We start from the raw sequence: 12,925 nt of genomic DNA on the forward strand, positions 1-12,925 counted from the left end.
TTTCCGTCACAATCCCCATGCCTCTTCCTTCCGCCGGGCCCGCCCCGGATGCGGTTTCCGCACCGCTGATCGAACTGGACCGCGCCACCGTGGTACGCGGCGACGCGGCGGTCCTGCACGCGCTGTCGCTGCGGATCGTGGCCGGCCAGCACACGGTGCTGCTAGGCCCCAACGGCTGCGGCAAGTCCAGCTTCATCAAGCTGATCAACCGCGAGTTGTATCCGCTGGCACGCGAAGGCGAGTCGCCGGTGAAGGTGATGGGGCAGGACCGCTGGAACGTGAACGAACTGCGCACCCGTCTGGGCGTGGTCACCGGCGACCTGACCCGCGATCTGCTGGACATGCCCGACCTGGTCGTGTCCGAAGCGGTGCTCACCGGCTTCTTCGCCTCTCTCATGTTGCCGCCGGACAGCCAGGTAACCGACGACATGCGCGAACGGATGAACCAGGCATTGGCGCAGGTGCATGCCTCGGCGTTGGCCTCGCGGAGGGTGGCCGAGCTTTCCACCGGAGAGATGCGCCGCGTGCTGATCGCGCGCGCGCTCGTCCACCGACCGCAGGCCCTGCTGCTGGACGAACCCACCGCCGGGTTGGACCTGGTGGCGCAGCGCGATTTCCTGCAGCTGATGCGCGCGCTGGCGCAGCGGGGCATCACTTTGGTGCTGGTGACCCACCACATCGAGGAAATCGTTCCTGAAATCGACCGGGTGATCCTGTTGCGTGCGGGCTGCGTCTACGCCGATGGCGACCGCGCTAGCGTGCTGACTTCGGAGAATCTGTCTGCGGCGTTTAGTGGGGAGTTGCAGGTACGGCGGGAAGGCGATCGGTATTTCGCTTCTAGCACGTAACAACAAAACCCCTGGCCGTCATCCCAGCGAAAGCTGGGATCCATCTTGATCTTCGACTGGAACACCGCCACATCCCTACCCGCAGGATCAAGAACAAAATCAAAATGGATCCCAGCTTTCGCTGGGATGACGATACAAAGAACTGACGGTCCACGACCACCGACTCCGACACCCATGCCCGAACTCCCCGAAGTAGAAACCACCCGCCGCGGTCTGGCGCCGCATCTTGAAGGCAGGCGCATCCGTGGCGTGGTGTTGCGCAGGCCGGACCTGCGCTGGCCGATTCCCAAAGAGATCGAAAGCGTGCTGCCCGGTCAGCGCATCGACGCGGTGCGTCGTCGCGCCAAATACCTGCTGCTGGACACCGCGGCGGGCAGCGCATTGCTGCATTTGGGTATGACCGGCAGCCTGCGGGTGTTGCCGGCCAGCACGCCGATCGGCGCGCACGATCATGTCGATCTGCAGCTCAGTTCCGGCCGGGTGATGCGCTTCAACGATCCGCGCCGCTTCGGCAGCCTGCTGTGGCAGCCGGCGGGAGAAACCCACGAACTGCTGCGCGCGCTGGGGCCCGAACCGCTGGCCGACGAATTCGATGGCGATTACCTGTTCGCGCGCAGCCGCAACCGCAAGGCGCCGGTGAAGACCTTTCTGATGGACCAGGGCGTGGTGGTGGGCGTAGGCAATATCTACGCGGCCGAGAGCCTGTTCCGCGCCGGCATCTCGCCTCTGCGCGCCGCCGGCAAGGTGTCGCGCGAGCGCTATGCGGCCCTCGCCGCGGCGGTGAAGGACATCCTGGCCTACGCCATCACCCGCGGTGGCACTACCTTGCGCGACTTCATCAGTCCCGACGGCGCCCCCGGTTATTTCGAACAGGAGCTCTCCGCCTACGGACGCGGCGGGCAGCCTTGTCCCAATTGCGGGCGTCCGTTGAAATTCGCCAACATCGGCCAGCGCGCCAGTGTCTGGTGCGGCCACTGCCAGCGCTGAGCGCCAGTGCTCACGCCAGGCGTGACGTTTGGGGCTATATTCCGTCCCTGCATTCTTGGGGAATGACGATGGCGGACGCAGCAGATATCACCGTATGGCTGGACTCGGCGCGCAATGGCGACCGGGCCGCGCTGGACCACGTCCTGTCCACGCTCTACCAGGAACTCCACACCATGGCTCGGCGCCAGCTGTCCGGCCAGCACGGCTATACGCTCGATGCCACCGCGCTAGTGCATGAGTCCTACCTCAAACTGATCGGCAGCAGCAGCAACGCAAAGTTCGACGACCGCGCGCATTTCTTCGCCTATGCGGCTTCGTCGATGCGCAGCGTGGTGGTGGACTATGCGCGCAACCGGCTGGCGCGCAAACGCGGCGGCGACCTCAAACGCGTGGCCGAGATTCCCGAAGACGTCGAAGGTCCGCTGCGTCTGGATGAGGACATGCTGGCGCTCAACGACGCGCTGGACAAGCTTTCAGCGGCCGACGAGCGCCTGGCGCAAGTCGTGGAAATGCGCTACTTCGCCGGCTTGTCCGAACTGGAAATCGCCGAATTGCAGCAACGCTCCGAACGCAGCATTCGTCGCGACTGGCAGAAGGCGAGGCTGTTTCTGCTCGCGGCGATGCAGGACGACTGACCCCGGCTCTAGCCCGCCCATGGACGCCGAGCGCTGGCAACGCCTGTCTCCGCTGCTCGACGTGCTGCTCGAGCTCGGGGCCGAGGCGCGCGCCGCACAGCTGCAGATTTTGAGGGTGCAGGAACCCGAACTCGCCGAGGACTTGGAAAAACTGCTGGCGCTGGAGGACGACAGCGGCGACTTCATGGCCGAGCCGCTGCTGGACAAGCCGGGTCAGCCGCAGACGGGCACGTTGGTGGGGCCCTACCGGATGGAATCGGTGCTGGGTGAAGGCGGTATGGGCATGGTCTGGCTGGCTTCGCGCGCCGACGGCCTGTACGAGCGCAAAGTCGCGCTGAAACTGTTGCGGCCCGGCCTGGCCGATCCCAACCTACGACTGCGCTTCAGCCGGGAACGCGAGATCCTGGCCCGGCTGGCGCATCCCAACATCGCGCGCTTGCTGGACGCCGGCATCGGCAGCGAAGGACAACCCTACCTGGCCCTGGAATACGTGCAGGGCATTCCCATCACCGACTATTGCCAGGCGCACGGCCTGTCGGTGGATACGCGGCTGAAATTGTTCCTGCAGGTTTGCGACGCGGTCACTCACGCGCACGCCAACCTGATCGTCCATCGCGACCTCAAGCCGTCCAACATCCTGGTCACGCCCACCGGCGAAGTGCGTCTGCTCGACTTCGGCATCGCCAAATTGCTGGACGACAACGAGCCCGTCCCCGTGCACCCGCGGACCGAAGTGCGATCGTTCACCCTGCACTACGCAGCACCGGAACAAGTGCGCGGCGAACTAGTCACCACCATGACCGACGTGTATTCGCTCGGCGTGGTGTTGTACGAGCTGTTGGCGGGCACCAAACCGTACCGCCTGCGCCGGCAGACCGATGCCGAATGGGAGCAGGCCATTCTCGCGGTGGAGCCGCTGAAGCCGTCGCTGGCCGCGCAACGCTCCACCGATGGCGGTCCGGTTCACAACGCCCGGCGCCAGGCGCGGCGACTCAGCGGCGACCTGGACAACATCGCGCTCAAGGCTCTGGCGAAGTTGCCCGAGCATCGCTATGCCTCGGTCGAGGCGCTTTCGCAAGATCTGCAAAGGCATCTGCAGGGCAGGCCGGTGCTGGCGCGGCCGCAAAGCTTGAGCTACCGCGTGCACAAATACGTGTCGCGCCATCGCTGGGGGCTGGCGGTCGGCGCCTTGATCACTTCGGTGCTAATGCTGGCGTTGGCGGCCAGCGTCTGGCAAAGCCGCCAGGCCATGCGCGAAACCGCACGCGCCCAGGCCATGCAGGATTTCGTGATCGGCCTGTTCGACAACGCCGGCGTGGCCCAGCAGGGCAACATCTTCGATGCGCGCAAACTGCTGCTGGCGGGTGAGCGTCGTGGCGAACGGGAACTGGCCGACCAACCGTTGGCGCGCGCGGAACTGCTGGGTGTCATCGCGCGCCTGCGCATCGGCCTGGGCGACTACCAGGAGGCATTGGCGCTGCTCGAGCGCCAGGGCGCCCTGCTGGCGCAGACGAATTCGGCATCGGTCGGGCTGCGCCTGGAGGCGGTAACCCAACGTGGCCGTACCCTGCGCCTGCTCGACCGCACCAAGGAATGCCTGCAAGTCATGGCGCCGTTCGAATCGCTGGTTCCCGGCATCAGCGCGCAACCGGCGCAGCAAGCCGACTTCCTGTCCCAGTACGGTCGCTGCCGGCGCCTGATGGGCGAACGCCAGACCGCGCAACAGCTTTACGAACGGTCTATCGCACTGCGCCGCGAACTGAAGGACGAGACCGGCGTCGCGGAGAACCTTTACGACCTGGCCTTGATCGAAAACGATCTGGGACGCACCGACCATGCGCTGGCAGGTTACGACGCTGCGTTGAAGCACTTGCGCAAGCATGTCGGCCTGCGCAACGCGTTGGCCGTCGAGGTCGAAGTCAGCCGCGGACGCCTGTTCCGGGCAAGGGGCAATACCGAGCTGGCGCGCGCTAGCTTCCGCCAGGCCCTGGTCATCGCTGAGGAAGTCCATGGCCCGCAGCATCCGGTCACGCTGACCATCCGGCGTTTGCTGGTCGCTATCCAGGTCGACCAGGAACATTACGTCGCAGCCGAACAGCAGATCGAACCGCTGTATCGGATGACCTTGAACGCGCTGGGACCCAACCATCGCGAAACCGGACTGGCGTTGAATACCCGCGGCGTGATCGCCTTCGAGTTGGGACGCATGGACCAGGCGATTGCTGATGTGGCCGAAGCGGTGCGCATCTGGCGCGGCGCGGCCGGTTCGCAGAACCTCAATGGCGGCCTGTTCAACTATGGAATGGTGCTGCATGGTGCGCGGCGCGACGACGAGGCGCTCCAGGCCTTGATGGAATCGCGCGAATTGCGCGCCAAACAATACGGCGCCAGCGACTCCTCGGTCGGCGAAGCCGACCGCATGATCGGCGAAATACTCGCCAGCCAAGGTAAGTTGGACCAGGCCACCGTCTACTTCGATCGCGCGGTCAAACTCACCCGGGTAGGATTGGGACCCGAACACCCGCGCACGCTGTTCGCAGAATTGTCGATGGCCCGTCACCAGGCGCGCATCGGCCAGAGCGCTGCCGCGCTCAAGGCGCTGCAGGCGTTGGCCGTGCGTCCGGGCACGGACAGCGAGATTCCCAAGCTACGCTGGAGCGCGCGCGCCTATGCTGCCGAAGTCGAATGCCGCAACGGCCAGCGCGAAAGCGCGCGGCGCGATCTGGACGCGCTGATCGACGAACTGCGCAGCGCCCGCCCGGACGGGGGCGTGATCACCCGCGAAGCGCTGGCGATCCGCGCGACATGCCAATGACGGAAAGCGCTATTCCTTGAAAGGGAACGGCGTCTGCAGGGGGTCGATGCGGCCCTCGCCGCGGGCGATCTTCTTGTATTCGGCGCGGCTGACCGACACGTAGCGCTCGTTGCCGCCTATTTCGACCTGCGGTCCTTCCTGCAGCGCATGTCCCTGCTCATCCACACGCACGGTCATGGTGGCCTTCTTGCCGGTGTGGCAGATGGTCTTTATTTCGGTCAGTTCGTCGGCCCATGCCAGTAGGTACTGACTGCCCTCGAACAACTCGCCCCGGAAATCCGTGCGCAGGCCGTAGCACAGCACCGGAATGCGCAGCTGGTCCACCACCTCGCTCAACTGCCAGACCTGGCTGCGGGTCAGGAACTGGGCTTCGTCCACCAGCACGCAATCGAGCTTGCCGTTGGCCTCGATATCGCGAGCGACCAAAAGCTCCAGATCCGCATCGCGGTCGAAGGCCACCCCTTCCGCGCTCAAACCGATGCGCGACGCCACCACCCCACTGCCGGCGCGATGGTCCAGTTTCGGCGTCAGGATCGCCACGCGCATGCCGCGCTCGCGATAGTTGTGCGCCGATTGCAACAAGGTGGTGGTCTTGCCGGCGTTCATCGCCGAATAGTAGAAATAGAGCTTGGCCATGGCGGTAAGTTTATCGCTCCGGCGCAGGCGACGTCTTCGTCGCCGGCTGCGAGCCATGGCGCCGGCAGGAAGTCGCGTCCACGTTCACTCGCCATGTCTGGCCGTCAGTCCGGCCCGCGGTTGCCTGTAAACTGACGACATAGACAGTGGTATCCGCATGAACTCCCTCAACCAACCCCAACGCGACGCCGTCCGGCACTGCGACGGCCCCCTGCTGGTGCTGGCCGGCGCCGGCAGCGGCAAGACCCGCGTCATCATCGAGAAGATCGCCCACCTGGTCACTTCCGGGCGCATGCCGGCCAAGCGTATCGCCGCGATCACCTTCACCAACAAGGCCGCCAAGGAAATGCGCGAGCGCCTGGGCAAGCGGCTGAGGGGCGATGCGGCCGAAGGCCTGACCCTCTGCACCTTCCACGCGCTGGGTTTGCGTTTCCTGCAGATCGAGCACGCCTCGGTCGGCCTGAAGCGTGGTTTCTCGATCTTCGACGCCGACGACAGCAACGCCCAGATCAAGGATCTGATGCCCGGCGCGAAGAACGACGCGGTGGAAGCGGCCAAGAACCTGATCTCGCGCGCCAAGAATGCCGGTCTTTCCCCTGAGGAAGCGCTGGCAGCGTCCAAGACCACGCGCGAGCAGGAGGCGGCCAAGCTGTACGCGCGTTACCAGGCACGCCTGACCACGTTCAATGCAGTCGATTTCGACGACCTGATCCGTCTGCCGGTGCAGGTGCTGGAGCACGATGCGGAAATCGCTGCCGCTTGGCGCGAGCGCATCGGTTATCTGCTGGTGGACGAATGCCAGGACACCAACGATGCGCAATACCGTCTGCTAAAAGTGCTGGCCGGCCCACGCGGCGATTTCACCTGCGTGGGCGATGACGACCAGAGCATCTACGCCTGGCGCGGCGCCAATCCCGACAACCTGATGCAGATGGCGCTCGACTATCCGGCGCTGCAGGTGATCAAGCTGGAACAGAACTACCGCTGCAGCAATCGCGTGCTGCGCGCGGCCAACACCCTGATCGCCAACAATCCGCACGAACACCCCAAGAAACTGTGGAGCGACCAGCCCGATGGCGATCGCATCCGGGTGTGGGAGTGCCGCGACAACGAGCACGAGGCGGAAAAGGTCGCGGCCGAGATCTCCTACCTGCACACCGCGCGCGAGGCGGCCTGGACCGATTTCTGCATCCTGTTCCGTGGCAACCACCAGTCGCGTCCACTGGAAAAAGCGATGCAGCTGCTGCGCATTCCCTACCACCTGACTGGCGGCACCGCGTTCCTGGAACGCCAGGAAGTAAAGGACGCGCTGTCGTGGCTGCGGTTGGTGGTCAATCCCGACGACGACGCCGCCTTTCTGCGTGCGGTGCAGTCGCCCAAGCGCGAAGTGGGCGCGACTTCGCTGGCCAAGCTAGCGGAAATGGCGCAACACGCGCACCTGCCGATGTCACGCGCCGCCGAATCGATGGGGGCATTGAAAGCGCTGCCGCCGCGCGCGGCCAACGGACTGAGCGCGTTCAACGACATCCTGCGCGACCTGCGCGCTCATTCGGCACAGCTGTCCGCAGCGGAGTTGGTGCGTAGGCTGAGCGAACGCTCCGGCCTGCTCGCCGAGATCCGTGCGCAATGCAAGGACGATGCTTCGTTCGCGCGTCGGCGCGCCAACCTGGATGAACTGGCGGACTGGTTCGAACATACCCATAGAAGCGAGGGCCGCGGCAACGCCGGCGATCTGGCCGCGCAATTGGCGCTGCTTTCGCGCAACGACAAGGACGACGGCGGCAATCAGGTACGGCTGATGAGCCTGCATGCGGCCAAGGGGCTTGAGTTCCGCTACGTCTTCATCATCGGATGCGAGGACGGCACCTTGCCGCACGAGATGAGCGTGGAGGAAGGCAATCTGGCCGAGGAGCGTCGTCTGATGTACGTGGGCATCACCCGCGCCAAGCAGGGCCTGTACCTCAGCCACAGCCGCGAGACGCGCAGGTTTCGTGAAAAGGTGCGCTTGAAGCCCAGCCGCTTCCTGGACGAGCTGCCACAATCGGAACTGCAGCGCGACGGCGCCGATCCTGAGGCCGATGCAGCGAGCAAGAAAGAACGCGCGAGTGCGGGACTGGCCGCGATCCAGGCGCTATTCGACTGACAGCCGCCTTGTAGAGCCGAGCTTGCTCGGCTGCTCTTGCTTGTTTCCCACGGATTAAAAGCAGCCGGGAAAGCTCGGCTCTAAAGGAGCGCGAAGCGCGCAGATGGAATTCGCAATGGGCGCTGGGGTAGGCTGGATGCCTTGCCCATGGCTACGAACAACCATGACCCGATCCAGTCCCGCCTGGTTGCTGATCGCTTTCCTCATCGCCTTCGTCGGCGTGGGGTTCCGTTATTGGCAGCTGCCTTATGCGCAGGTATCGCTGCCCGATTCCCTCTACGGGCCCGGCTTGGTCGCCGTTGCCGTGATCGCGTTGATGGCGCGCGCTTTCGGGTTGGCGCGTTTCTGGAAAGTTTGGCTGTTGATCGCCACCACGGTTCCGGCGGCGGTGCTGGTGCGGATAATCGTGGACACCACGGCCGATACCACCTCGCACAATCTGTGGCCGCTCGAAATCGCGATCGCCCTCGCTCTGGGCCTGGGTTGTTCGCTGGTGGGCAGTCTGTTGGGAAGCTTACTGCTCACACGCAGCAGCAAGCGTCCGGATTGATCGGATTATCGCGATGGTCACCTGCGAGTACCTGCGGAAGATGGCGGACTACAACCGCTGGATGAACGAAAAAGTCTATGCCGCGGCTTCGCGCTTGCCGGGGCAGGAACTTATCGCGGAGCGCGGCGCATTCTTCGGATCGGTCATGGGAACCCTCAATCACTTGATGGTGGCCGACCTGATCTGGCTCAAGCGCTTCACCCGGCTCCCGGCCGCGACCACGGCGTTGGACGGTCTGCACGGAATCGAGACTCCCACCGCGCTCGACCAGCCGCTTTACCAAGACTTCGCGCGGTTGCGCGAGCAGCGCGTCTGGTTGGATGGAGTGATAGTGGCCTGGGCCAACGCTCTGCAGGCCGAACATCTCGAGCAGGTACTGGAATACGCCAACACGCGCGGTGACCGTTTTCGCAAGCGGTTCGCGGGCGTGGCCATGCATTTCTTCAACCATCAGACCCATCATCGGGGCCAGGTGACCACGCTGCTTTCCCAGGCGGGCGTCGACGTGGGGGAAACCGATCTGCGCGCGCTGCTTGCGGACGAACCTTAAGCTTGATCGGTTCTGCCGGTCAGCGCCGCCACTGCCGCGCGCAACTCGGCCACTTCGTTCTCCAGCGCTTGCACTCGCGCCTCTAGCGCGGGTGTCGATGCCTCGGACGAGGATGATGAAGAAGCGATCCGCGCCGTCACCGCCGCCACATCGATCGCCCCGCTCAGCAAGTGCACGTAGCGGTCTTCACGCTGACCGGGTCCGCGCGGAATCTGCTGGACCAGCGCAGGCTGGCGCTGGATCAGCCGATCCAGGTGATGGCGTACGTCCTCGGCATCGTTGAACGAGGCCAGGCGCTCGCTGCGTGCGAGCAATTCGTGCACGGTTTGCGGGCCGCGCAACAGCAATAGGCCCACCAGCGTGAGCTGTTGCTTGGACAAGTCCAAGGCCTTATCGGCGCGGTGCTCGTAGCGTTCGGCGCGCGAGGAGAACACCTGCTTGGCCAGTCCCTTCTGTTCCAGCTGACGCAGCGCGTGGTTCACGTCGCCCACGTTCAACGCCATCACCGGATCGCGTGCGGTTTTCTGGTTCGCCGCCACCTGCGCCGCGTTGACGGTCAGCGGATAGGCATCGGGCGTGGTGGCTTCCTTTTCGATCAGGCAACCCAGCACGCGTGCTTCGGCGGTGGTCAGCACCAAGGCGGCGGTTTCGTCGATCGTTTCCATATGCGTGCATCCGTTGAACAGCGCGCAAGGATAACGGAGTACACGTGGGAGCGGCCGGAGGCCGCTCCCACGACAGCCGCAGGTCGCAGCTACAACAGCCTGTCATCGGCAACCGGTAAACTTCACGGATCGCCGCCTAATCGAACGCACTCCATGCGCCTGCTCGCCCTTGCCGTCTGCACCGCTCTGACCCTGTCCGCCTGCAAGCGCGTCGAGACGCCAGCCGCCGTAGCGCCGGCGGCACCGGCAACAGCAGAATCGCCCACTACCGCGACTGCGCCCGCCGCATCGAATCCCGCCCACGACAACCTCAACGCCGTGGCCTGGGTACAGACTTCGGTGGAATATAAGGCCCTCAGCGAGCAGACCTACCGCGCCGCCGCCGATCACCTGGACAAGGCATTGAAGGAAAAGAATTGGGATGCTTTGGTGCCGGAGGAGCGCGGCAACGCCGCCACCGGCTTGAAGCCGGCGGTGGTGATGGACGTGGACGAGACCGTGCTGGACAACTCGCCCTATCAGGCGCGGCTGATCCGCGACGGCGCGGACTACGATGAAGTCACCTGGGCGCAGTGGGTGGCGGAAAAGAAAGCCAAGCCGGTGCCGGGCGTGGTCGATTTCGCCAAGGCCGCCAACGCTAAGGGCGTGACCATCCTCTACATCTCCAACCGTGCCGAGCATCTGAAGGAAGCCACCTTGGCTAATCTCAAGGCCGCAGGTCTGCCAGTAGCCGATGACAGCGTGTTCTTGGGCCTGGGTACCTTCGTCAAGGACTGCGAGCAGAACGGCAGCGAGAAGAACTGCCGGCGCAAGCTGGCGGGACAGAAATACCGCGTACTGATGCAGTTCGGCGACCAGATCGGCGATTTCGTGCAGGTGGTGTCCAACACCCGCGGCGATCGCGACAAGCTTTATGCCGAATACCACGACTGGTTCGGTGAACGCTGGTGGATGCTGCCCAATCCCACCTATGGCTCGTGGGAACCGGCTCTGTTCAATAACGAATGGGCGCAGCCGAAGGAAGCGCGCCGCCAGGCCAAGCGCGATGCGCTGGACTACGCGCCATGAGCGGGCGCGACAAATTGCAGCTCGGTCAACGCGAACGTCTGATCTTCGCGTTGGACGCGCCCGATCGCGAGCAGGCGCTGGCCTGGGTGGACCGGCTGGGGGATTCGGTGAGCTTCTACAAGATCGGCATGGAGCTGCTGGCCTCTGGCGATTACTTCACCGTGCTGGACGAACTGGCGCGCCGGGACAAGCGAATCTTCGTCGACCTCAAGTTCTTCGATATCCCGGCCACGGTGGCCGGGGTGATCCGGGGCCTGTCGCGCTGGCCAGTCAGCTTCGCCACCCTCCACGGTTGGCATGCCGGGATGATGCAGGCGGCGGCCGAGGCCCGCGCCGGCGAGCTGCGCCTGCTTGCGGTCACGGTGCTGACGTCCATGGATGGGAAAGACCTGCAACAGATCGGTATTTCCGGCGAACCGGCTGACATCGTCGTTCAACGTGCGCTATCTGCCCAGGCTTCCGGCATCGACGGAGTAATTGCCTCGGGCCAGGAAGCCGGGGTGATCCGCGCCGCCTGCGGAGCCGGCTTCTCCATTGTCTGTCCCGGCATCCGCCCCGGCGGACCGGTCGGCGATGATCAGAAGCGCACCGTCGGCGTTGCCGAAGCCTTTGCCCTCGGCGCCGATGCCATTGTGGTCGGACGCCCCATCAGCAAGGCGAGCGATCCGCGCGCCGCCGCGGAAGCGATCCAGACCGAGATTACGACCATTTAAATTAAATAAATCAGCTAATTACATGCTTTTAATTAAAGTATTGCATTAACTGTTAACGGGATTTAACATGGCCGCGTCCGGTTTCGGCCGGAAATGTGCCACAACAATGTCTCCGGCTTCGGCCGGCTTTAGAGGCCCTCTGCTTTCGCGAGAAAGCATGGCCTCTTTTTTATGCTTGTTCCCGAAGGCGCTATCAGGCCAACAGACTTCAGCAACGTGAAACCGGTGCTTGCTGGGGGCGGGGGGAGAAAGCAAGATGCGGCAGGTTCGGGGAACCCCTCTTATGCCGTCGCGCCTGTCTATATTCAGCCTGTTTGTATTCAGCATGCGCAGATGGATCTTGCTTGCCTTGCCCTTGTGCGGCTTGCTGCTGCTGGCTGCGTGCAAGCAAGAGTCGGCTGCGCCACGACCGGCCACCAGCGGACCCGCCGGCGCGGTTCAACAGCTGGTCCAGCGCCTGCACGACAACGACTTGGCCGGCTTCGCCCAAGCTGCCGTACCGCCGGCCGACTACGCCCGTTTGGAAACCGCCTGGCGCGAAGGGCGCAGTCGCTGGCCGCTGACCGAGCTACCGCTAGACGACCAACTGGAACCCATGCTGTCGGCGCTGGCGGCGCCGGATTCCGAACGCCAGCTGCAACAAGCCTTCAAGCGCAACTTCGCCAATCAGGACAAGGACCTTAAGGATGCGGCGCGCTCGCTGGGCCTGTTCGGCGTGCAGTACGTCAAACGCGAAGGCGTATTCACCGACGAGGAGCGCGCGCACTACGCGCAGATGATCGCAGCCCTGAGCGAATGGGCGCAGAAGGCGCCGCTGTCGGATTCCAGACGGGGCATGGCAGCGATTCCGCCGTTGGTCGCCGCGGCGCGCAAAACCGGGCTCACCGATGAGGAAAGTTTCCGCGCCGCCGGCATGACCGGCAGCTTGCAGCGGTTGTCGCCGTTTTTCGCCCAGGCCAAGACTTTGCTGGCTGGCTACGGACTGTCGCTGGACCGGAGCTTTTCGGAGCTGCGCACGGAGTTGGTGGAACAGAAGGGGGACCGAGCGCGTGTCCGCGTCCACTACACGCTGGGCGACAGCAGGCTGGGCGACGGCAGGCTGGGCGACCGCGAAATCGACACCGTGGTCAGCCTGGAGCGGCGGGCGGGCCACTGGTATCTGAGCGACTATTTGCGTCACGCGCAGCAAGCGCTGGCTATACCGGCGGAAGAAATCTCCGGATCGCAGATCGGTCCCGACACCCAGTCACCTCCCCCAGCCCCCTGATCCGCAGGAGCGGCGGGTGGGAGCGGCGTCCCGCCGCGAKTTTTTAAT

12 protein-coding genes are annotated in these 12,925 nt (G+C 64.5%); 10 read left to right on the top strand and 2 right to left on the bottom strand.

The annotated features are described in order from the left end of the window. Positions 1 to 17 precede the first annotated feature (17 nt). From AC1DTQ_RS05900 to AC1DTQ_RS05915, 4 genes are all read left to right on the top strand, one after another. Complete coding sequence (locus AC1DTQ_RS05900) at positions 18 to 848, top strand: ABC transporter ATP-binding protein (protein ID WP_477848598.1); 831 nt, start codon at positions 18 to 20, stop codon at positions 846 to 848. Between the two features lie 174 nt (positions 849 to 1,022). Next, on the top strand, positions 1,023 to 1,835 hold the full coding sequence (mutM, locus tag AC1DTQ_RS05905; protein WP_477848599.1) for a bifunctional DNA-formamidopyrimidine glycosylase/DNA-(apurinic or apyrimidinic site) lyase: 813 nt from the start codon (positions 1,023 to 1,025) through the stop codon (positions 1,833 to 1,835). Between the two features lie 68 nt (positions 1,836 to 1,903). Further along, entirely contained in the window at positions 1,904 to 2,470 is a 567-nt protein-coding gene (locus AC1DTQ_RS05910; protein ID WP_477848600.1) for an ECF-type sigma factor, read from the top strand. Positions 2,471 to 2,489: 19 nt separating this feature from the next. Continuing rightward, positions 2,490 to 5,285, top strand: a complete 2,796-nt coding sequence (locus tag AC1DTQ_RS05915; protein ID WP_477848601.1) for a protein kinase domain-containing protein — start codon at positions 2,490 to 2,492, stop codon at positions 5,283 to 5,285. A 9-nt stretch (positions 5,286 to 5,294) separates the two neighbouring features. Here the strand turns inward: AC1DTQ_RS05915 and AC1DTQ_RS05920 are convergent, their stop codons facing one another. Next, positions 5,295 to 5,921, bottom strand: coding sequence for a thymidine kinase (locus AC1DTQ_RS05920; RefSeq protein ID WP_477848602.1), 627 nt, complete (start codon positions 5,919 to 5,921; stop codon positions 5,295 to 5,297). A gap of 157 nt (positions 5,922 to 6,078) precedes the next feature. Between AC1DTQ_RS05920 and AC1DTQ_RS05925 the strand changes: the two genes are divergently transcribed. The 3 genes from AC1DTQ_RS05925 (at position 6,079) to AC1DTQ_RS05935 (ending at position 9,164) form a co-directional block, all read left to right on the top strand. Then, positions 6,079 to 8,064 (top strand): UvrD-helicase domain-containing protein, encoded by a 1,986-nt coding sequence (locus tag AC1DTQ_RS05925; RefSeq protein ID WP_477848603.1) that lies wholly within the window; start codon positions 6,079 to 6,081, stop codon positions 8,062 to 8,064. 163 nt (positions 8,065 to 8,227) lie between these two features. Next, positions 8,228 to 8,614 (top strand): hypothetical protein, encoded by a 387-nt coding sequence (locus AC1DTQ_RS05930; RefSeq protein WP_477848604.1) that lies wholly within the window; start codon positions 8,228 to 8,230, stop codon positions 8,612 to 8,614. 13 nt (positions 8,615 to 8,627) lie between these two features. Continuing rightward, on the top strand, positions 8,628 to 9,164 hold the full coding sequence (locus AC1DTQ_RS05935; protein WP_477848605.1) for a DinB family protein: 537 nt from the start codon (positions 8,628 to 8,630) through the stop codon (positions 9,162 to 9,164). Here AC1DTQ_RS05935 and AC1DTQ_RS05940 read toward each other — a convergent pair. Further along, positions 9,161 to 9,820, bottom strand: coding sequence for a YceH family protein (locus AC1DTQ_RS05940; RefSeq protein WP_477849136.1), 660 nt, complete (start codon positions 9,818 to 9,820; stop codon positions 9,161 to 9,163). The two genes, AC1DTQ_RS05935 and AC1DTQ_RS05940, sit on opposite strands and share 4 nt — an antisense overlap. Before the next feature lie 162 nt (positions 9,821 to 9,982). Between AC1DTQ_RS05940 and AC1DTQ_RS05945 the strand changes: the two genes are divergently transcribed. The 3 genes from AC1DTQ_RS05945 to AC1DTQ_RS05955 all read left to right on the top strand — a co-directional run bounded on the left by AC1DTQ_RS05945 (position 9,983) and on the right by AC1DTQ_RS05955 (position 12,877). Beyond that, the gene (locus AC1DTQ_RS05945) at positions 9,983 to 10,897 is read left to right on the top strand and encodes a 5'-nucleotidase, lipoprotein e(P4) family (RefSeq protein WP_477848606.1); all 915 of its coding nucleotides are present in this window, start codon (positions 9,983 to 9,985) and stop codon (positions 10,895 to 10,897) included. After that, complete coding sequence (pyrF, locus tag AC1DTQ_RS05950; protein ID WP_477848607.1) at positions 10,894 to 11,610, top strand: orotidine-5'-phosphate decarboxylase; 717 nt, start codon at positions 10,894 to 10,896, stop codon at positions 11,608 to 11,610. The genes AC1DTQ_RS05945 and pyrF overlap by 4 nt, the downstream gene beginning before the upstream one ends. Positions 11,611 to 11,935: 325 nt before the next feature. Further along, positions 11,936 to 12,877, top strand: coding sequence for a hypothetical protein (locus AC1DTQ_RS05955; protein ID WP_477848608.1), 942 nt, complete (start codon positions 11,936 to 11,938; stop codon positions 12,875 to 12,877). Positions 12,878 to 12,925 lie beyond the last annotated feature (48 nt).

The organism is Pseudoxanthomonas sp. P4_B2, assembly GCF_056402315.1.

Bases quoted from the DNA above. Each gene is read 5' to 3' on its own strand.
- AC1DTQ_RS05900 (WP_477848598.1), top strand. From the start codon at position 18: ATGCCTCTTCCTTCCGCCGGGCCCGCCCCGGATGCGGTTTCCGCACCG.
- mutM (WP_477848599.1), top strand. From the start codon at position 1,023: ATGCCCGAACTCCCCGAAGTAGAAACCACCCGCCGCGGTCTGGCGCCG.
- AC1DTQ_RS05910 (WP_477848600.1), top strand. From the start codon at position 1,904: ATGGCGGACGCAGCAGATATCACCGTATGGCTGGACTCGGCGCGCAAT.
- AC1DTQ_RS05915 (WP_477848601.1), top strand. From the start codon at position 2,490: ATGGACGCCGAGCGCTGGCAACGCCTGTCTCCGCTGCTCGACGTGCTG.
- AC1DTQ_RS05920 (WP_477848602.1), bottom strand. From the start codon at position 5,921: ATGGCCAAGCTCTATTTCTACTATTCGGCGATGAACGCCGGCAAGACC.
- AC1DTQ_RS05925 (WP_477848603.1), top strand. From the start codon at position 6,079: ATGAACTCCCTCAACCAACCCCAACGCGACGCCGTCCGGCACTGCGAC.
- AC1DTQ_RS05930 (WP_477848604.1), top strand. From the start codon at position 8,228: ATGACCCGATCCAGTCCCGCCTGGTTGCTGATCGCTTTCCTCATCGCC.
- AC1DTQ_RS05935 (WP_477848605.1), top strand. From the start codon at position 8,628: ATGGTCACCTGCGAGTACCTGCGGAAGATGGCGGACTACAACCGCTGG.
- AC1DTQ_RS05945 (WP_477848606.1), top strand. From the start codon at position 9,983: ATGCGCCTGCTCGCCCTTGCCGTCTGCACCGCTCTGACCCTGTCCGCC.
- pyrF (WP_477848607.1), top strand. From the start codon at position 10,894: ATGAGCGGGCGCGACAAATTGCAGCTCGGTCAACGCGAACGTCTGATC.
- AC1DTQ_RS05955 (WP_477848608.1), top strand. From the start codon at position 11,936: ATGCGCAGATGGATCTTGCTTGCCTTGCCCTTGTGCGGCTTGCTGCTG.